The organism is Sphingomonas sp. CFBP 13706 (assembly GCF_014842355.1).
Taxonomy (GTDB): Bacteria; Pseudomonadota; Alphaproteobacteria; order Sphingomonadales; family Sphingomonadaceae; genus Sphingomonas; species Sphingomonas aerolata.
Window position 1 is genome coordinate 15239 of sequence record NZ_JACYVM010000002.1, and the last position, 17307, is coordinate 32545.

At 66.5% G+C, this 17307-nt stretch carries 21 protein-coding genes and 2 tRNA genes; 11 read left to right on the forward strand and 12 right to left on the reverse strand.

What is annotated here, in order from left to right:
* Positions 1–6 precede the first annotated feature (6 nt).
* The 4 genes from nadA to IFS44_RS03435 are packed head-to-tail and all read left to right on the forward strand — an operon-like array spanning position 7 to position 3066.
* Positions 7–1011, forward strand: a complete 1005-nt coding sequence (gene nadA / locus IFS44_RS03420; RefSeq protein ID WP_192097555.1) for a quinolinate synthase NadA — start codon at positions 7–9, stop codon at positions 1009–1011.
* Positions 1008–1853 (forward strand): carboxylating nicotinate-nucleotide diphosphorylase, encoded by an 846-nt coding sequence (gene nadC / locus IFS44_RS03425; RefSeq protein ID WP_192097556.1) that lies wholly within the window; start codon positions 1008–1010, stop codon positions 1851–1853. The genes nadA and nadC overlap by 4 nt, the downstream gene beginning before the upstream one ends.
* A gap of 59 nt (positions 1854–1912) precedes the next feature.
* Positions 1913–2341, forward strand: a complete 429-nt coding sequence (locus IFS44_RS03430; protein WP_183937046.1) for a hypothetical protein — start codon at positions 1913–1915, stop codon at positions 2339–2341.
* 5 nt (positions 2342–2346) lie between these two features.
* Positions 2347–3066, forward strand: coding sequence for a ribonuclease T2 family protein (locus IFS44_RS03435; protein ID WP_192097874.1), 720 nt, complete (start codon positions 2347–2349; stop codon positions 3064–3066).
* Between the two features lie 7 nt (positions 3067–3073).
* Here IFS44_RS03435 and IFS44_RS03440 read toward each other — a convergent pair whose 3' ends face one another.
* The 5 genes from IFS44_RS03440 to rpsA all read right to left on the reverse strand — a co-directional run bounded on the left by IFS44_RS03440 (position 3074) and on the right by rpsA (position 7235).
* Positions 3074–3499, reverse strand: coding sequence for a DUF4112 domain-containing protein (locus IFS44_RS03440; RefSeq protein WP_192097557.1), 426 nt, complete (start codon positions 3497–3499; stop codon positions 3074–3076).
* 5 nt (positions 3500–3504) lie between these two features.
* Positions 3505–4809, reverse strand: a complete 1305-nt coding sequence (locus tag IFS44_RS03445) for an ABC transporter substrate-binding protein (protein WP_244649913.1) — start codon at positions 4807–4809, stop codon at positions 3505–3507.
* A gap of 149 nt (positions 4810–4958) precedes the next feature.
* A tRNA-Leu gene (locus IFS44_RS03450) sits at positions 4959–5042 on the reverse strand.
* A gap of 64 nt (positions 5043–5106) precedes the next feature.
* Positions 5107–5388: an integration host factor subunit beta gene (locus tag IFS44_RS03455; RefSeq protein WP_192097558.1), complete on the reverse strand. Its 282-nt coding sequence runs from the start codon at positions 5386–5388 to the stop codon at positions 5107–5109.
* A gap of 128 nt (positions 5389–5516) precedes the next feature.
* Complete coding sequence (gene rpsA, locus IFS44_RS03460; protein WP_031393081.1) at positions 5517–7235, reverse strand: 30S ribosomal protein S1; 1719 nt, start codon at positions 7233–7235, stop codon at positions 5517–5519.
* 275 nt (positions 7236–7510) lie between these two features.
* Here rpsA and IFS44_RS03465 point away from each other — a divergent pair, with 275 nt between their 5' ends.
* Positions 7511–7768 carry a SemiSWEET family transporter gene (locus tag IFS44_RS03465; protein ID WP_031441625.1) on the forward strand — a complete coding sequence of 86 codons (258 nt, stop codon included), beginning with the start codon at positions 7511–7513 and terminating at the stop codon, positions 7766–7768.
* A 238-nt stretch (positions 7769–8006) separates the two neighbouring features.
* Here IFS44_RS03465 and cmk read toward each other — a convergent pair whose 3' ends face one another.
* A complete protein-coding gene (gene cmk / locus IFS44_RS03470) occupies positions 8007–8639 on the reverse strand; it encodes a (d)CMP kinase (RefSeq protein ID WP_192097559.1) in 633 nt (210 codons plus the stop codon).
* A 1-nt stretch (position 8640) separates the two neighbouring features.
* A complete protein-coding gene (gene aroA / locus IFS44_RS03475; RefSeq protein WP_192097560.1) occupies positions 8641–9975 on the reverse strand; it encodes a 3-phosphoshikimate 1-carboxyvinyltransferase in 1335 nt (444 codons plus the stop codon).
* Between the two features lie 98 nt (positions 9976–10073).
* Between aroA and IFS44_RS03480 the strand changes: the two genes are divergently transcribed.
* Positions 10074–10400 carry a TIGR02300 family protein gene (locus IFS44_RS03480; RefSeq protein WP_031395784.1) on the forward strand — a complete coding sequence of 109 codons (327 nt, stop codon included), beginning with the start codon at positions 10074–10076 and terminating at the stop codon, positions 10398–10400.
* Between the two features lie 82 nt (positions 10401–10482).
* Positions 10483–10558: transfer RNA gene (locus tag IFS44_RS03485), tRNA-Ala, on the forward strand.
* Positions 10559–10646: 88 nt separating this feature from the next.
* On the opposite strand, the gene IFS44_RS22580 is transcribed toward IFS44_RS03485, so the two are convergent.
* Both IFS44_RS22580 and IFS44_RS03495 read right to left on the reverse strand, forming a co-directional pair.
* Positions 10647–11861, reverse strand: coding sequence for a methyl-accepting chemotaxis protein (locus IFS44_RS22580; protein ID WP_192097561.1), 1215 nt, complete (start codon positions 11859–11861; stop codon positions 10647–10649).
* A gap of 140 nt (positions 11862–12001) precedes the next feature.
* Positions 12002–12685, reverse strand: a complete 684-nt coding sequence (locus IFS44_RS03495) for a peptidylprolyl isomerase (protein ID WP_192097562.1) — start codon at positions 12683–12685, stop codon at positions 12002–12004.
* Between the two features lie 96 nt (positions 12686–12781).
* Between IFS44_RS03495 and IFS44_RS03500 the strand changes: the two genes are divergently transcribed.
* Positions 12782–12949: a hypothetical protein gene (locus tag IFS44_RS03500; protein ID WP_168427553.1), complete on the forward strand. Its 168-nt coding sequence runs from the start codon at positions 12782–12784 to the stop codon at positions 12947–12949.
* On the opposite strand, the gene IFS44_RS03505 is transcribed toward IFS44_RS03500, so the two are convergent.
* Positions 12939–14270 carry an MFS transporter gene (locus IFS44_RS03505; RefSeq protein WP_192097563.1) on the reverse strand — a complete coding sequence of 444 codons (1332 nt, stop codon included), beginning with the start codon at positions 14268–14270 and terminating at the stop codon, positions 12939–12941. The two genes, IFS44_RS03500 and IFS44_RS03505, sit on opposite strands and share 11 nt — an antisense overlap.
* A 223-nt stretch (positions 14271–14493) precedes the next feature.
* Here IFS44_RS03505 and pgsA point away from each other — a divergent pair, with 223 nt between their 5' ends.
* Genes pgsA through IFS44_RS03520 form a run of 3 tightly spaced genes read left to right on the forward strand, consistent with a single transcriptional unit; the run spans position 14494 to position 15753 of the window.
* Positions 14494–15045, forward strand: coding sequence for a CDP-diacylglycerol--glycerol-3-phosphate 3-phosphatidyltransferase (pgsA, locus tag IFS44_RS03510; protein ID WP_031395843.1), 552 nt, complete (start codon positions 14494–14496; stop codon positions 15043–15045).
* A 4-nt stretch (positions 15046–15049) separates the two neighbouring features.
* On the forward strand, positions 15050–15307 hold the full coding sequence (gene moaD / locus IFS44_RS03515) for a molybdopterin converting factor subunit 1 (RefSeq protein WP_031395844.1): 258 nt from the start codon (positions 15050–15052) through the stop codon (positions 15305–15307).
* Positions 15304–15753, forward strand: a complete 450-nt coding sequence (locus tag IFS44_RS03520) for a molybdenum cofactor biosynthesis protein MoaE (protein WP_192097564.1) — start codon at positions 15304–15306, stop codon at positions 15751–15753. Before moaD ends, IFS44_RS03520 begins: the two co-directional genes overlap by 4 nt.
* 6 nt (positions 15754–15759) lie before the next feature.
* On the opposite strand, the gene IFS44_RS03525 is transcribed toward IFS44_RS03520, so the two are convergent.
* A complete protein-coding gene (locus IFS44_RS03525; RefSeq protein WP_192097565.1) occupies positions 15760–16428 on the reverse strand; it encodes a fasciclin domain-containing protein in 669 nt (222 codons plus the stop codon).
* Positions 16429–16574: 146 nt separating this feature from the next.
* Positions 16575–17222: a fasciclin domain-containing protein gene (locus IFS44_RS03530; protein WP_192097566.1), complete on the reverse strand. Its 648-nt coding sequence runs from the start codon at positions 17220–17222 to the stop codon at positions 16575–16577.
* Positions 17223–17307 lie beyond the last annotated feature (85 nt).

Consider the following 17307-nt stretch of genomic DNA (forward strand, 5'->3'; position numbering starts at 1 on the left):
ACGACAATGGAACTCCACCAGAATTTTGCGGGCATCGACATTCGCGGCGAGATTGAGCGGCTCCGGAAGGAGAAGAACGCGATCATCCTCGCGCATTATTACCAGAAGCCCGAATTGCAGGACATTGCCGATTTCGTCGGCGACAGCCTCGACCTGTCGCGCAAGGCGGCAGCGACCGAGGCGGATGTCATCGCGTTCTGCGGCGTGCGGTTCATGGCGGAGACCGCCAAGATCCTGTCGCCCGACAAGATCGTCGTGCTGCCTGACATGGATGCCGGCTGCAGCCTCGAGGACAGCTGCCCCCCCGAACAGTTCGCGGCGTTCCGCGCCAAGCATCCCGATCACATCGCGCTGACGTACATCAACTGCTCGACCGAGGTGAAGGCGCTGTCCGACATCATCGTGACGTCCTCGTCGGCGGAGAAGATCCTGTCGCAGCTGCCCGCCGACCAGAAGATCATCTTCGGGCCGGACCGCAATCTCGGCGGCTATCTGGTCCGCAAGACCGGGCGCGAGATGCTGTTGTGGCCGGGCGTGTGCATCGTCCACGAGGCGTTCAGCGAGAGCGAGCTGCTCAAGCTCAAGGCCGCCAATCCGGGCGCGCCGATCGTCGCGCATCCCGAATGCCCGCCGATCATCCTCGACCATGCCGATTATATCGGGTCGACGCGCGGCATCCTCGACTATGCGATCGCGATGCCGGGCGACACGCTGATCGTCGCGACCGAGCCGCATATCATCCACCAGATGGAAAAGGCGTTGCCGAACAAGCGGTTCATCGGTGCGCCCGGCGCGGACGGCAACTGCAACTGCAATATCTGCCCGTACATGGCGCTCAACACGATGGAGAAGCTGTACGTCGCGCTGCGCGACCTGGCGCCGCGGATCGAGATCGAGGAGGGGCTGCGGCTCCAGGCGAAGAAGAGCCTCGATGCGATGCTGGCGATGGCCTCGGGCACCGTCGGGATGGGCGATCTCGGCCCGGCGCAGACGAGCGGGACGCGTTCGTGAGCGCAGCGCTGGCGGGCTTCGACATCGATAGGTTCGTCGCTGCGACGCTGGCCGAGGATCTGGGGACGATCGGCGACATCACCTCTGCGGCGGTGATCCCCGCCGAGGCGCGCTTTGCCGGGGTGATGGACAGCCGCGACGCGATCACCGTCGCCGGCCTCGCCCTTGCCGATGCCTTCTTCCGCGCGCTCGATCCCGAGGTCCGGATCGAGCATCTCGTAAAGGACGGGCAGGCGGTCGCTGCGGGTACCGAGCTGATGCGGATCGAGGGCCGCGCGCGCGCGATGCTGACCGCCGAGCGGTCCGCGCTGAACACCGTCCAGCACCTGTCGGGTGTGGCGACGATGACGCGGGCCTATGTCGATCGGATGCAGGGCACCGGCGCCATCCTGCTCGACACGCGGAAGACGATCCCCGGGCTGCGCGTGCTCGAAAAATACGCGACCCGCATGGGCGGTGCGAAGAACCACCGCATGGGGCTGTGGGATGCGGCGATGATCAAGGACAATCATGTCGCGGTCGCCGGCGACGTCGGCGAGGCGGTGCGCCGGGCGAGGGATGCGGGCATCGCGCAGATCATCGTCGAGGTCGACCATGTCGACCAGATCGAGCCCGCGCTGGCGGCGGGGGCGACGCACCTGCTGCTCGACAATATGCCACCCGAGATCCTCCGCAATGCGGTCGCGCTGGTCGATGGCCGCGTGCCGACAGAAGCATCGGGCGGCGTGTCGCTCGACACGATCCGCGCGATCGCCGAGAGCGGGGTCACCTATGTCTCGGTCGGGCGGCTGACCCAGTCCGCGCCCGCCGCCGATATCGGGCTCGATTTCGCGACGCTTTAACTGGCGCGCGGGCAGAGACGCGGTATCGTGCCGCCACGTTAGATCGCGAAGTGAACAGGGTGAAAATGCGTCCCAAATCCGTTGTATTGGCCGAATGGCTGTATCTCGCCTCGATCGGTCTGCTGATCGCGGTCAGCGTGCTGACCTGGGATGCCGCGGTTGCGCAGGGCGGCTTTGCACTGGCGGCAGGGGTGACGGCGTTCGGCGTCGGACTGTCGCTGCTGCTGCTGATCCTTACGACGCGCAGGGGTAGCCGGGTTGCCCTGTGGCTGCTCGTCGCGCTGACGGTACTCGGCGCCGCTGGGGTGATGCTGCAGGTCGCGACGGGGGTGCTTGCGACAGGGCTGATCGGGATGCTGACGATCGCGCAGCTCGTGCTGACGATCCTGCCGATCGTCCTGCTGTTCCGGCCCCGAGCGCGCGCCTGGTTCGACGAGGTCGCGGACCGCGGCATCGACGACGATGCCGAGGAGGAGATCGAGGCATGACACGGATGAACCGGCTCGCGGGCATGATGATCGTCGCGGGGCTGTCGGCACCGGGTATCGCCGCGGCGCAGGCCTATAGCTGTTCGGCGCCCATCGGCGGCACCGACCGCGTCCGCCCCGACCTGCCGTCCGCGCGCGAACCCGCGCGGATCCTGCCGATCGCCAGCTATACGCTCGCCATCACCTGGGCCCCGCAATATTGCCGCGAGAAAGGCGACCAGCCGAGCGCGCGATTCCAGTGCGGGGCGGGCAACCGGTTCGGCTTCACGCTCCACGGCCTGTGGCCCGACGGCGCAGGCAAGACCTGGCCACAATATTGTCGCGCGACCGCGATCGTCCCGCAGGCAGTGATCAAGCGCCAGCTCTGCACGACGCCGTCGGCGCAGCTGATCCAGCATGAATGGGCCAAGCACGGGACCTGCATGCCGGGCTATCAGCCCGCACGATATTTCCGCCAGTCGAGCAGCCTCTACGCCAAGCTGCGCTATCCCGACATGGACACCCTGTCGCGAAGCCCGCTGACCGCCGGGCAGTTCGCCACGGCGATGGCGAAGGCCAATCCCGGCCTTAACGCGGCCATGATGCGCGTCACGACGACCAAGCAGGGCTGGCTCGACGAGCTCTGGATCTGTCTCGACACCGCCTTCCGTTACAAACGCTGCCCCGCGCACGCAGGCGGGGTCACGCAGGGCACGCCGATCAGGATCTGGCGCGGCGAGGGCTGACTGGCACTCAGCCGGCCAGGGTGACGGTCGAGGGGTGGTGCTTGTCGAGGTGACGCTTGATGATCCGCAGGTTGCGCGTGTTCGATCGGAACATGAAATCCGCGGCGTCGCCGACGAACGGCACCAGCCCGAGCGCCGCGTCGAACCCGACATTGCCCATCATCCGGGCGAGCTGGAACTTCGACATGCCGAGGTTACGCGCCTCCCAGACGAGCCAGCTCCCCATCAGCGCACCGATCAGGTCGCCGACGACAGGGATCAGACCGACGATCGCATCGAGCCCGATCGGGCGGTTGATCCCGGGGACGATGAACGCGCGTTCGAGAATGCGCTCCAGCGCCTCGACCCGGGCGCGGACCGAGGCCGGATCCTGACCGATCGCGAAGCTGCTGGCCAGCGTGGCGGGATCGATGCGAGTGGCATTGTTGGTCATGCGACTCACTTGGTGTCGGGACGAAGCCTGTTCAACGGGTGCCAGGCCCGGCTGTTCGGCTGCCATTGTTGGAGCCGCGTCGCGACCAGCGACCAGCGGAGCGGCCGTGCGAGTGGGATGAAGGGCACGTCCTCGTTCAGCGCGGCATCGGCCGCCGCAATCCGCTGGCTGCGTTCGGCGAGCGTCGGTGCAGCACGCGCGGCGTCGAGTGCCGCCTGTGCGGGGGCGCTGCAGACGATGCAGGCGTTCGCCAGGTACCAGCGCGCGCTGTCGTAGGGCGCCACCAGGTCGATCAGCCGCAGATCGGCGGGGGCGTCGATCGCGACGCGCTCGGGCAGGATGCCGATCCGGAGCAGGGCGGCGGCGACATGCGCGTAGAGGATGGTCGCGCCGGATCCGGCGGGCAGCGCGATCCGCATCGCGATCGGCCCGCTCTGCGCCTGCTCGCGCCACGTCGCGACCCGTAACCGGGCACCTGCCCGGCGCTCGTCCTGGTTCAGCAGCGTCCATGACGGCACCTGCGGGAGCCCGGCGGAGTCGAGCGGTTCGGCGAGGATGCGGTCCGCAGCCTCCCAATTCGGGGCGATCGCGGCGGTCAGCGCGCTGCGATCGATCGCCTGTGAGATCGCCGCGCGGTTCGCTGCCTCGGCAAGGAAGCCCGTCCGCGAAACGATCGCGAGCCCGAACAATCCGACTGCCGGATCGACCCGGATTGCGGCGGGGGCGATATCGGCCGTCGCGAGAAGCGGCCAGTCGGCGAAGCTGCCGCCGCTGACCAGGTCCGAGTCGCGATGCGCAAACCGCGCGATCGCCCGCGCGGCACGCTCGCCGATCAGGCGGACGTCACGTTCGGGCTGCATCTCAAGCTGGTCTTCGGGGTCGGCGCGGTTGAGATCATAGACCGGGCGCAACAGCGGCGCGGCGCCGGGCTGGGCGATGCGGAACGGGCCGCTGCCGCCGGGCGGGCGCAGACGCAGCAGCGCGAGTTCGGGCTGTGCGAACAGCTTGAGCAGGTCGGGACGCGGCCGCAACAACCGGACCTCGATCACCTGCGGCGTCATCACCACGATCTCGTCGACCGCGCTGAGAAAGGGAGCGAGCGGATTGCGCGAAGCCGGCATGATCTGGCGTTTGAGCATCGCGACGATCTGGTCCGCGGTGATGCGGCTACCGTCGCTCCACGTGGCTTCGCGCAGGCGGAAAATATAGCTCATGCCATCATCGATGACGATCCAGCGTTCGGCGAGGCCAGGCTCGATCTGGCCGGCAGCATCGAACCGGACCAGCCCCTGCGCCGTCGAATCGATCAACAGGCGCGAGGGGAGGTCGATCGGGCCCCGGCGGGCATCCGCGGCAGCAGGCACCCCGCCGATCGCGCTGACGACGACCGCCCCCGAGTCGCGGCGCCGGTTGCAGGCCGCCGGTGCGAAGAGCAGCGCGGCGGCACAGGCAAGCGTGATGGTGCGGACGGCGGGACTCGAACCCGCACTCCAAGGGAGGGAGATTTTAAGTCTCCTGCGTCTACCGGTTTCGCCACGTCCGCACACGGGAGTCAGAAAGACGAGGTCGAGCGCAGGGTCAACCCATGTTGGACCCGCAGGTGCCGCTCAATCGACGTTAAGACGCGAGCGCATTTCCTTGCCGGGCTTGAAATAGGGGACGCGTTTGGCGTCGACCGCGACGACTTCGCCGGTCCGGGGATTGCGTCCGGTCCGCGCATCGCGCGCGCGCGTGGAGAATGCGCCGAAGCCGCGCAGTTCGACCCGGCCGTCGGCGGCCAGCCGCTTCGAGATCTCGTCGAAGAAACACGAGACGATCAATTCTACCTCGCGCGGCTCCAGGTCCGGATGCGCATCGGTCAGTTTTTGAACAAGCCCAGATCTGATCATGGTAACGAGCCCCCGCCCATATGTGATAATACTGATTTAGGTCAGTAATTGGGGCGATAGCACCAAATGAGTTTCAAGCCAAAAGCAAAAGGGACCGAAATGCATCGAGCATCCCGGTCCCAATTCGCTTACTTCTTTTCGGCTTCCGTGCGGGCCTTGAGAGCCTCGCCCAGGATGTTGCCGAGGGTCGCGCCGGAGTCCGACGAACCATACTGAGCGACGGCCTGCTTCTCTTCGGAGATCTGCATCGCCTTGATCGAGAAGGTCGGCTTCTTCGAACGATCGAAGCCCGTCACCATCGCGTCGAACTTCTGGCCGACCTGGAAACGCTCCGGACGCTGCTCGTCGCGATCGCGACCCAGATCCGTGCGCTTGATGAAGCCGGTCGCGCCATCGTCGCCCTGCTGAACTTCGAGGCCCGCGTCGCGGACTTCGAGAACGGTGACCGTGACGATCGCGTTCTTGTTCAGCTTGTCGCCTGCTGCTGCGATGCCGCCGGCCGAAGGCCCGCCACGCTCGAGCTGCTTCATGCCGAGCGAGATACGCTCCTTCTCGGCGTCGATGTCGAGCACGACGGCCTCGACGGTCTCACCCTTGCGATGCAGGTTGAGCGCGTCCTCGCCCGAAACGCCCCAGGCGATGTCGGACATGTGGACCATGCCGTCGACGTCGTTGTCGAGGCCGATGAACAGACCGAATTCGGTCGCGTTCTTGACTTCGCCCTCAACGGTCGAGCCGATCGGATGCGCGGCCGCGAAGGCCTCCCATGGATTGGCCTGAGCCTGCTTGAGGCCGAGCGAGATGCGACGCTTCTCGGAATCGACTTCGAGGACCATGACGTCGACTTCCTGCGAGGTCGACACGATCTTGCCCGGATGGACGTTCTTCTTGGTCCAGGACATTTCCGAAACGTGGACGAGGCCTTCGATGCCCGCTTCCAGCTCGACGAACGCACCATATTCGGTGATGTTCGTGACGCGGCCGGTGAGCTTTGCGCCGACCGGATACTTGACCATCGCGCCATCCCAAGGATCGCTCTCCAGCTGCTTCATGCCGAGGCTGATGCGCTGGGTGTCCTTGTTGATGCGGATGATCTGCACCTTGACGGTGTCGCCGATGTTCAGGACTTCGCTCGGGTGACCGACGCGCTTGTAGCTGAGATCGGTAACGTGCAGCAGGCCGTCGATGCCGCCGAGGTCAACGAACGCACCATAATCGGTGATGTTCTTGACGACGCCGTCGATGATCTGGCCCTCGGCGAGGCTGAGGATCAGGCCCGAACGCTGCTCTGCACGCGTCTCTTCAAGAACCGCGCGACGCGACACGACGATGTTGCCGCGCTTGCGGTCCATCTTCAGGATCTGGAAGGGCTGGGGGATGTCCATCAGCGGGGTGACGTCGCGCACGGGGCGGATGTCGACCTGCGAGCCCGGCAGGAACGCGACGGCGCCGTTCAGGTCGACGGTGAAGCCACCCTTCACGCGGCCGAAGATCACGCCCTCGACGCGGGTCGTCTTCGAGAATTCGGTTTCCAGCTTGTCCCATGCGGCTTCGCGGCGCGCACGATCGCGGCTGAGCATCGCTTCGCCATGGACGTTCTCGACGCGGTCGACATAGACTTCGACTTCGTCGCCGACCTTCAGGTCAGCCTTCTGGCCCGGCGCTGCGAATTCGCGAAGCGGCACGCGGCCTTCCGACTTCAGACCGACGTCGATGACGGCCATGTCGTTCTCGATGCCGGTCACGGTGCCATGCACCACGCGGCCCTCGAAGCTGTCGGCGTCGCCGAGCGTCTCGTTCAGCATCGCGGCGAAATCGTCGCGCGACGGCATTACCTGGGTTGCCATAGAATTCAGTAATCCTAGTCTGTTTCCGGCCAAGCGGTTGGATCCGCTGGTCTTGGCCTTCGTTGCCGCGACGACCGAACGCCGGCACGGCATCCGGACGGCACGAGGCGCAGAGGATGTAGACGCTGAATGCGAAAACGGCGCGTGAGACTCAGAGGTCTCCGCGCCTTCCTCCACGAGCATCGCTCGCCGGACGCTCCTGTGTAGCGGAAACCCCGTCTCGGAGCAAGTTCGCCGCTGCAGCGTTAGGGGCGCCTTACAACAGGAGCGAAGATTTGAGCGAACGCGGCATTCTCGTGCTGGGCTGGATCGCCACGGCGACGGCGATCGTGATGTACCTGTCGTATATCGACCAGATCATGCTGAACCTGGCCGGGCAGAAGGGTTCGGTGGTCCAGCCGTTCGCGACGATGGTCAATTGCGGGCTGTGGGTCGCGTATGGCGTGCTGAAGCCGAAGCGCGACTGGCCGATCGCGGTGGCGAACTTCCCGGGGGTGGTGCTGGGCGCGATCACGCTGGCGACGGCGTTGTAAGGGGTGTCTGGGCGCCTCCTTGTTCTCCCGCGAAGGCGGGAGCCCAGTCTGGGTCCCCGCCTTCGCGGGGAAACAGTGTTGGTGGACGATGTCTCACCCCAACCGCCGCCACCCCGGCGAAGGCCGGGGCCCAGTTGGGGGCCGTCGCTAACTGAGTGCAGCGCCTTGTTACTGCGACCTTTCCAACTGGGCCCCGGCCTCCGCCGGGGTGGTCGTCTCTGCTGGGAGGGGGAGGGGCCTACCCCGCCTTCTTCGCCCGCTGCGCCTCGACCAGCGCCACCGCGCGCTGCACCGAGGCCTCGATCGACAGGAAGCTCGTATCGAGCAACGCTGCATCCGGCGCCATCACCAGCGGTGCGATCGAGCGGCCGCTGTCCCGCGCATCGCGCGCGCGAATGTCCGCCAGTACGCGGTCCTTGCTTGCCGTCCCGCCACGTGCCTGCAATTCAGCATGGCGCCGCTGCGCGCGGATATTGGGCGTCGCCTTCACGAACAGCTTGGCATCCGCATCCGGCGCGATGACCGTGCCGATATCGCGCCCGTCGAGGATCGCGCCACCCGCCTGCGCGGCAAACCGCTTCTGCCGCTGCATCAGCGCCGCGCGGACCAGCGGGTGTGCCGACACGATCGAGGCCATCGCCCCGACATCGTCGTCGCGGAGCGCCGGGTCGGTCATCATCGCATCGTCGAAATCGCACGCGGCGACCGCATCGGCTTCCTGCTCGGGATCCAGCCCCATCCGCGCCACGTTCAGCGCGACCGCGCGGTAGAGCAGGCCGGTATCGAGATAGGGGAGGCCGTAATGCTTCGCCAAGGCGCGCGCGATCGTGCCCTTGCCCGATGCCGCCGGACCGTCGACTGCGATGATCATCTTATTCCCCTTTGCCGGTCAGCGCGTCGAGCGACCGGAAGAACACGGGATAGCTCGTCGCCACCGGCGATATGTCGTCGATCGTGATCGGCTCGGCGCTGCCAAGTCCAGCCACCACCATGCTCATTGCGATGCGATGATCGAGTTTCGAGGCGACCCGAGCGCCACCGCGAATCGCCGCCCCGCCCGAACCCGTGATCGCCATGCCGTCTTCGAATTCCTCGCACACCACGCCGCACGCCTCGAGCGCGATCCGCATCGTCGTGATGCGGTCCGATTCCTTCACCCGCAGCTCGTGCGCGCCCCTGGCGACGGTCGTGCCGGACGCAAACGCCGCGGCGACGAACAGCACCGGATATTCGTCGATCATGCTCGGCGCGAGATCGGCCGGCACCTCGATCGCGGTCAGCGCGGCATGGCGGACGCGCAGATCGGCGACGGGCTCGCCGCCGACGGTCCGCGGATCAAGCTCGGTGATGTCCGCGCCCATCATGCGCAGCGCCGTGACGATGCCGATCCGTGTCGGGTTCAGCCCGACATTGCGCACGACGATGTCCGACCCCGGCACGATCGACGCCGCGACCAGCCAGAAGGCCGAGGACGACGGGTCGCCCGGCACGACGATATCCTGTGGGGTCAGCTCCGCCTCGCCGGTGATCGAGATCACGCGGCCCTGGTCCGTTTCCTCGACGGTCAGCTGCGCGCCGAACCCGGTCAGCATCCGCTCGCTGTGATCGCGCGTCGCAACCGGCTCGATCACCGTGGTGATGCCGGGCGTGTTGAGCCCCGCCAACAGGATCGCCGACTTCACCTGTGCCGACGCGACCGGCAGCGTATAGGTGATCGGCACCGCGGGGCAGATTCCGCGCACCATCAGCGGCAGCTTGCCGCCGGGCGACGCGGTGATGTCCGCGCCCATCTGCGACAGCGGCTCGATCACGCGGCCCATCGGTCGGCCCGACAGCGAGGCGTCGCCGGTGAAGGTGCAGGTGATCGGATGGCTCGACACCAGCCCCATCAGCAATCGCGTCGAGGTGCCCGAATTGCCCATCTCGAGTGCGGTCGCGGGCTGGAGCAGCCCGCCGACGCCGACGCCGTCGACGACCCAGATGCCGTCGTCCTGCCGCTCGATCGTCGCGCCCATCGCGCGCATCGCCGCCGCGGTGGCAAGCACGTCCTCGCCCTCGAGCAGGCCGGTGATCCGGCTGGTACCGACCGCGAGGCTCGCGAACATCAGCGCGCGGTGGCTGATCGACTTGTCACCGGGAACCGCGATCGAACCGGTCAGCGGACCGCGCGCGACGACGTCCAGCGGTTGGGGGAGGGGGTGTGTCATGGGGCCGGGCTTTTGACAGTGGCCTTGCGCTATGGCAAGGCGCGCCCACTTTGCGGGGGCATCCCCCACAATCTATCCATTCGAAAGGTTCTATCGGCATGATCAAGCCGGAATGGGGCACGAAGCGTTCGTGTCCGAAATGCGCGACGCGTTTCTACGACCTCGAAAAGGCCGACCCCGTCACCTGCATCGAATGCGGGTATGCGTGGGAGCCCGAGCCGATCCTGAAGTCGAAGCAGCCGCTGCCGTTTGAGGTCGCCAAGCCCGACACCAAGAAGCCCGACGCGGATCTCGAGGGTGACGAGGAAGAGGATATCGCCTCGATCACCGGCGAGGACGAAGAGCCGTCCGCGGACGACGAAGTCGATCTGGGCGGCGACGACGACCTTGGCGTCGAGACGCCGCAGGACGAGCACGAGCGTTGAGATAAAGAAATTTGGCAGGCGGCGTTTACGCCGCTTGCCAACCCGGGCGGCTCCGGTTAGTGAGCCGCCTCCCAACGGGAATGGGGCCGTAGCTCAGCTGGGAGAGCGTTCGCATGGCATGCGAAAGGTCAGGGGTTCGATCCCCCTCGGCTCCACCATTCTCGTTGATACGCGACGCGGTCGCGATCCCTTATTTATGATGGATACCCCGCAGCGGGTCTTACCGCTGCCAACCCGTCACGAGTCTCAATAGGTCGCCTGGAAGGTCTCGGTGGCGACGCTGAGACCATGGGTCAGGGCGTGGACGGATTCGAGCTGCTGGCCGATCCGCCGGGCCAGGCTGATGAAGCGCTGGTTTCGGACTTCGAGATGCTCGACGCTGTCGGTCATCGCGCGTGCGGTGAGCGCGGTTTCGTCGATCGCGGCGGTGATCGCGAGGATCCGCTCGTTCTGATTGTGTGCGGTGTCGGTCACGATGACCGCGCGGGCCTGGATATCGGCGATGTCGTGCGCGATCGCGCGATTCGCGGCGACGACGTCGCGCGTCGCGATCTGCATCGCCGAGATCTGCGGTTCGATTCGCGCGACCGCATCGGACGTCTGCGTGGCAAGCGTCTTCACCTCGGCTGCGACCACCGCGAAGCCGCGCCCGGCCTCTCCGCTGCGCGCCGCCTCGATCGCGGCGTTGAGCGCGACCAGACCGGTCTGCCGGGCGACCGCGCGGATGATGTCGAGGATCGAGCCGATCGATCCGGCATGGTCCGACAACCCCTGAGACAGCGCGACCGTCTCGTGCGCATGCGCCATCGCGCCGCTGGCGGCGCTGCTGGTGTGGCGGACCTGGTCGACGACCGTGTCGATCATGCCGGCCATCATCGCCGAGGTCTGTGCGGCATCCTGCATCGCGGCGGTGGATTGCTGCGCGGCGACGACGACGTCGCCCAAATCGCGGCCGATCAGTTCGAGTTCGGCTTCGCCCGCGCGGCCCATCGCCTGGCCTTCCGCCGCCGCGGCATCGGTTTCGGTGACGACGGTCGCGATCTCCTTGCGGAAGCGTTCCGCCTGCGCGGCTTGCGCCGCGACGACGTCGAACAGCCGTCGCTCGACCGTGACGTCGCGGTAGGTGATCACCGCGCAGTGCCCGGGCAGCGGGGCGAAGTTGATATGCAGGATCGTCCCGTCGTCGAAATGATGATCGATATCGACGCTTTCCTGCCGGGCCTGCCAGCGACGATGATTGTCGACCACCGTCGCGATCCGTGCCGCGGACCAGCCGACGGCGGTGCCGACGACTCCGAGAAAGTCCGCCATGTCCATGCCGATCATGACGCGGTCCGGGTCGAAGCGGAACAGCGCCCCCACGCGTGGATTGACCAGCGCGATCCGCTCCGCCGGGTCGAAGACCACGACGCCGTCCGCGACCGCGGTCATCGCGATCGCCAGCAAGACGTCGGGGGGCATCGATCCGGTGCCTGGCGCGGCTTCCACCGCTGGCAAGGGGCGGGGGATTACGGCATGTCGCGTCTGCATCACCGCGGACTAGCCCAAAATGGTTTTAAGTCCGTTACTTAACCCCGATCCGTTACCCTTTACGACGGGCGTTACCGTGTCGCGGGCGGAGTCCGCCGGGCGGTCAGGATGCGGATCGGTGCGGCGATCATCTGCCCCTTCATCACGCCTTCGCCCTTGTTCGGCGAGGTGGGCGCGGCAAGGATGCCGCGGACGATGTCCATGCCCTGGACGACGTGCCCGAACGCGGCAAAGCCCGTATTGTCGCCCGGCTTCTCGGGATGCGCGTCGAGGAAGGGGATCGCGCCGACGGTGATGAAGACGTCGGCGCGCCCGGTCCCCGGCGCCAGCCGTGCGAGCGAAATCGTGCCGTCGGTGTGGAGCAGGCCGGTCTTGCTGGTCGGCTCGTGAGCGATCGGCGGGAAGGCGCGCTTGGGATCGCCCTCGATCCCGCCCTGGATCAGCCCCGTCTCCGGCCCCAGCCGCAGTGCGCGATAGAAGGTCGTGCCGTCGAGCTTGCGTGCGTCGACATAGCGCAGGAAATTCGCGGTGGTGATCGGTGCGCGCTCTTTCTCGAGTTCGAGCACGATCGGGCCGAGGCCGGTGGTCAGCGTCACGCTGATGGTCGCGGGTCGCGGCGTCGCCGCTGGCACCGGTGGCGACGCATCTGCGGGAGCGGGGGCGGGCGTAATGGCAGGGGCTGGCACCGGCGGCACGCTTTGTGCGGCAAGCGTGGCGCTGCTTAGCAGGGTGGCGAGGACGGCGTATCGCAGCATGTCGAAACTCCTGAATTCTGTCCCATTCGCGGACGGGTTAAAACGGGACGATTTTGTCGCTGGTCGAAAAGGTAAACACCGCGTTAACCGGTCGCCATGACCCGACGCCTAGTCCTGACCAACGAAGCCGCGCGCCACCCGTTTCGACGGACGCTGCCCCCGCCCGTGATCGCAGCGCCGGGCGGGCGCGACGATCAGGACGTCAAGCTGTTCGTCCTGAGCTTCGCGGCCTTCTTCACCTGTTTCTACAGCTTCATTTTCTGATCACGGGCAGGCAGGTTTCGGCATCGTCGTCACAGGCGCGGTGCAGCTTCTGCGCGATCCAGGCAGATACCAGGCACATGCCGGCGACCAGGAACAGCAGATCCTCGGGTGTCACGCCCGCCATCGTGATGCCGATGACCGCGATCGACCCGATCGTCATCGCGCCCGAATTGACGACGTTGTTTGCCGCCACCGTCCGCGCGGTCTGATCCTTTTCGACGGTCGTCGTCAGGAAGGCGTAGAGCGGCACGACGAACATCCCGCCGGTGATCGCAATCATCATCAGCGTGCCTAGCACCGGCCAAGCGCGCGGCTGTGCGAGGAACCCGGCCCAGTCGTAGAAATGGCCCGGCGCCGCCGGCGTCCAGGTCCGTACCAGGACCGAGAAGATAAGGACGAACACGCCCATCGCGGTCACCGAGGCGGGTGCGTAGCGCGCCGAGATCCGGCCCTTGAGCATCGTGTTGATCACCACCGAACCGATCGCGACGCCGATCGAGAACACCGCGATCACGAAGCTCGCGACCCGCTCGTCCGCGGTCAGCACGTTCTTGACCAGCGGCGGGAAGATCACGATCAGCACCGCGCCGATCGTCCAGAAGAAGCTGATCGCGCAGATCGCCAGGAACAGCCGCGGGATGTGCATCGTCGCGCTGATCAGCCGCCACGACGCGGTGAACGGGTTGTAGTTGAGCACCAGCGGCGGGCCCTCGCGCGGTGCCGGCGGCACCTGGCGACCCGCGAACCAGCCGATCACCGCGATCGCCAGAACCGCGATCGCGGCGCGCTCGATATGATCGGTCATGAACCCGGCAGTGATCGTCCCCATCAGGATCGCCAGATAGGTACCGGCCTCGACCAGCCCGGTGCCGCCGAGCACGTCGCAGGGCGGCAGATGCTGCGGCAGGATCGCGTATTTGATCGGCCCGAAGAACGTCGAATGCACGCCCAGGCACAGCACCGCCCCGAGCATCAGCCCGAGGCCGATCGTCGAATGGCCGCTGCGCGCCACCATCAGCCCCGCCGCGCCGAGCGCCATGATGCCGATCTCCGCGCTCTTCACGAGCCGGATGATCCGCGCCTTGTCATGGCTGTCCGCGAGCTGCCCGGCGAGTGCCGAGAGCAGAAAGAAGGGGATGATCGCAATTCCGGTGGCGAGTGCGTTGAAATTCGCCTCCATCCGCGGATCGTTGAAGATCGCATAGGTCGCGAACAACACCATCGACGTCTTGAACAGATTGTCGTTGAAGGCGCCCAGAAACTGTGTCGTGAACAGGGGCAGGAAGCGTCGTTGCTTCAGCAACCCGAGTGCGTTGCGCATGCGAGAAAAGGCCCTGATCGTGGCAATAAGACTGCCGCGGCCTTAGCCCAGCGGGGGCGGTAGGCCAATGGTTTAGCGCCGTCCGCGTCGGCCGGGTGTCCGCGTACGGGTTCCGGACGAGCCCCCGCGCCACGGTCCGGCGTCCGCGCTTGCCGCACATTAGTCGGCACCGATTGGTAAAACCCGGTTTCGCCAAGGGCATGACCGGAGTAGGGAAGGCGGGGTGTGGACCCTGCCCAACCTTCTGACGCTGTCGCGCATTGTCGCGGTACCCCTTCTCGTCGGCTTTCTGTGGTGGCCCGGCTGGGCGGCCGGCTACGGCATCGCCTTCGCGCTCTACTGCCTGATGGGCATCACCGATTATTTCGACGGCTATCTCGCGCGGTCGAACGGTGCGGTCTCACGCCTCGGGATCTTCCTCGATCCGATCGCGGACAAGATCATGGTCGCGGCGGTCATCCTGATCCTGGTCGGCACGCGCGATATTGCGGGCGTCCATGTGATCGCCGCGCTCGTCATCCTGCTCCGCGAGATTGCGGTGTCGGGCCTGCGCGAATTCCTGGCGCAGGTGCAGGTGTCCGTGCCCGTCTCGCAGCTTGCGAAATGGAAGACGACGCTGCAGCTGGTCGCGCTGGGCGGACTGATCCTCGCGGGCGCGCTGCCCGACATGCCGTGGGTACATGGCGTCGGGCTCGCCGCGCTCTGGGGGGCTGCGGTCCTGACGCTGGTGACGGGCTGGGATTACCTGCGCGTCGGCCTGAAGCATATGGATTGAGCGCATGACGGTGACGATGGTGTATTTTGCGTGGGTCCGCGAACGGATCGGGACGGGCGAGGAACGTGTCGATCCGCCCGCATCGGTGACCACGATCGCCGAACTGGTGGACTGGCTGGCGCTGTCCAGCCCGGGCCATGCCGCCGCCTTTGCCGATCCCGCCCGCCTGCGCGCCGCCCTCGATCAGGCATTCGTGCCGATCGATACCCCGATCGCCGGCGCGCGCGAGATCGCACTCTTCCCCCCGGTGACGGGCGGATGATCCGGATCATCGTCCAGACGGCGCCGATCGACCTGTTGGTAGAGATCGCGCTGGCCGAAACCGCCGGCGAACGCGGCGCGGGCGCGGTGGCGACCTTCACCGGCCTCGTGCGCGCAGATGACGGCGTCGAGACGCTCGAACTGGAACATTATCCCGGTGCGACCGAGGCTGCGCTCACCAAGGTGGCGACGGGTGCCATCGAGCGTTGGGGGCTGAGTGCGGTGACGATCGTCCACCGGGTCGGGCCGATGCATCCGGGTGAACGGATCGTCTTCGTGGCAGCCGCGTCTGCACACCGTGCGGCGTCGCTCGAGGCCTGTGCCTATCTGATCGATCGGTTGAAGACCGATGCGCCGTTCTGGAAACGCGAGACCCGCGGCACACAGGCCAGCTGGGTCGAAGCGCGCGACGCCGACAAGGACGCCGCCGCGCGCTGGACCTCCTAGACGGCGTTAGCCGATCTTGGGAACGCTCATGCCATTGGTGAGATGGACGACACCGTTGGTCGCCTTGACATCTGCCGTGTCGACATAGGCCTTGCTGCCGGCAACGTCCGTCAGTTCGATATTGCCGTTCGGACCCACCGATGCCGTCAGCGGCTGGCCGGCCAGCGTCGTGAGGACGGCCTTGCCGCCACCCGACGTGATCTGCGCCTTCAGCTGATCCGACGTCACGGCGCCTGCGACGACGTGATACTTAAGGATCGTCGCCAACGTGGGCTTCGCCTCCGGCTTCATCAGCGTATCAAGCGCGCCGGCGGGAAGCCGGGTGAACGCCTCATCACTCGGTGCGAAAACGGTAAAGGGGCCGGGGCCCGCAAGCGTCGTGCCGAGGCCGGCCGCAGTCACCAGCTTGGCGAGCGTCGCGCGGTTTGGAAGCGTCGGCAGTGCTGCCGCGATCGTCGCGGTCGCTGCCGGCTGTGCCGCGGCGGGTGCTGCAGGTGCGCCGGCCATCGGTGCGGCGGTACCGGCCTGTGCAGGCGTCTGCATCGGGGTCTGTGCCGGCGCCGTGCCAGTTGGCGCGGTCTGTGCGGGCGTCGTGCCGCTCGGCGCAGTCTGTGCGATTGCCGGTGCAGCCGCGAAAAGCGTTGCGGCAAGGACGAGAGGGGTCTTGGTGATCATGGATTTCTCCTGGCTGAAACAATCGTGAAATAAATTCTGCGATAGAACGTATGGAGTCACGCAGCGGTTTGCCAAGTTACGGATGCGCCAACAGGACCAAGTGCGCCGTTGACGCGACGAAGTGTTGGCAAGCTATCACACCTCGCTCAAGACAAGCGGGGTACGATTACCCCGTTGACGACATGAACAATGCCGTTCGACTGACGCACATCGGCGGTCTCGATATAACTTTTGTTACCGTTGACGTCGGTGAGTGCAATGATATCTCCGACGAGGGTCACCGTGATTGCATCACCTTCGACCGTCGTCAGTGCGGCAGTGCCGCCACCTGCCGCGACACGTGCCTTCAGGTCGGCAGCGGTGATGTCGCCGGGCACGACGTGATAGGTCAGCACTTTCGCCAGCGAAGCCTTGTTCTCGGGCTTGAGCAACGTCTGGACCATGCCGGGCGCGAGCCGGTCGAAAGCGGCGTCGGTCGGTGCGAAAACGGTGAACGGCCCGGTCCCGGACAGCGTCGCGGTCAGGTCCGCAGCCTTCAGCGCGGTGACCAGCGTCGCGAGATTGGGCGCGGCGGAGGCATTGTCGACGATCGTCCGCGTCGCGATCATCGGCACGCCGCCGACGGTCGGGTTGGCGACGGCGATCGGCCCGTTGGGCGTCGACAGTGCGGGGTTGGCGGGGGGCGGCGCGGTCGGCGTGCCAAGGTCGCTGTTGCCGCTGCTGCAGGCGGCGAGCGCGAGCGCGACGAGACCGGTGGTGCCCAGGCCAATATACAGGGGGCGCATGTTCGACATCGAAATCTATCTCCTCAAACGGGCGCTTGCGAACCGCAACTACGGTTGAGCCCGGAATTTGTTGCAGTGCAGGCCAGCGCGGCCG

What these genes read in the sequence shown, in the direction of transcription:
- IFS44_RS03440 (WP_192097557.1), bottom strand. Translation starts at nt 3,499, where the DNA reads ATGACCAACAATGCCACTCGCATCGATCCCGCCACGCTGGCCAGCAGC.
- rpsA (WP_031393081.1), bottom strand. Translation starts at nt 7,235, where the DNA reads ATGGCAACCCAGGTAATGCCGTCGCGCGACGATTTCGCCGCGATGCTG.
- moaD (WP_031395844.1), top strand. Translation starts at nt 15,050, where the DNA reads ATGACGGTGACGATGGTGTATTTTGCGTGGGTCCGCGAACGGATCGGG.
- IFS44_RS03525 (WP_192097565.1), bottom strand. Translation starts at nt 16,428, where the DNA reads ATGATCACCAAGACCCCTCTCGTCCTTGCCGCAACGCTTTTCGCGGCT.
- aroA (WP_192097560.1), bottom strand. Translation starts at nt 9,975, where the DNA reads ATGACACACCCCCTCCCCCAACCGCTGGACGTCGTCGCGCGCGGTCCG.
- IFS44_RS03480 (WP_031395784.1), top strand. Translation starts at nt 10,074, where the DNA reads ATGATCAAGCCGGAATGGGGCACGAAGCGTTCGTGTCCGAAATGCGCG.
- IFS44_RS03455 (WP_192097558.1), bottom strand. Translation starts at nt 5,388, where the DNA reads ATGATCAGATCTGGGCTTGTTCAAAAACTGACCGATGCGCATCCGGAC.
- IFS44_RS22580 (WP_192097561.1), bottom strand. Translation starts at nt 11,861, where the DNA reads ATGCCCCCCGACGTCTTGCTGGCGATCGCGATGACCGCGGTCGCGGAC.
- cmk (WP_192097559.1), bottom strand. Translation starts at nt 8,639, where the DNA reads ATGATCATCGCAGTCGACGGTCCGGCGGCATCGGGCAAGGGCACGATC.
- IFS44_RS03530 (WP_192097566.1), bottom strand. Translation starts at nt 17,222, where the DNA reads ATGTCGAACATGCGCCCCCTGTATATTGGCCTGGGCACCACCGGTCTC.
- IFS44_RS03495 (WP_192097562.1), bottom strand. Translation starts at nt 12,685, where the DNA reads ATGCTGCGATACGCCGTCCTCGCCACCCTGCTAAGCAGCGCCACGCTT.
- IFS44_RS03520 (WP_192097564.1), top strand. Translation starts at nt 15,304, where the DNA reads ATGATCCGGATCATCGTCCAGACGGCGCCGATCGACCTGTTGGTAGAG.
- IFS44_RS03500 (WP_168427553.1), top strand. Translation starts at nt 12,782, where the DNA reads ATGACCCGACGCCTAGTCCTGACCAACGAAGCCGCGCGCCACCCGTTT.
- nadA (WP_192097555.1), top strand. Translation starts at nt 7, where the DNA reads ATGGAACTCCACCAGAATTTTGCGGGCATCGACATTCGCGGCGAGATT.
- IFS44_RS03435 (WP_192097874.1), top strand. Translation starts at nt 2,347, where the DNA reads ATGAACCGGCTCGCGGGCATGATGATCGTCGCGGGGCTGTCGGCACCG.
- IFS44_RS03505 (WP_192097563.1), bottom strand. Translation starts at nt 14,270, where the DNA reads ATGCGCAACGCACTCGGGTTGCTGAAGCAACGACGCTTCCTGCCCCTG.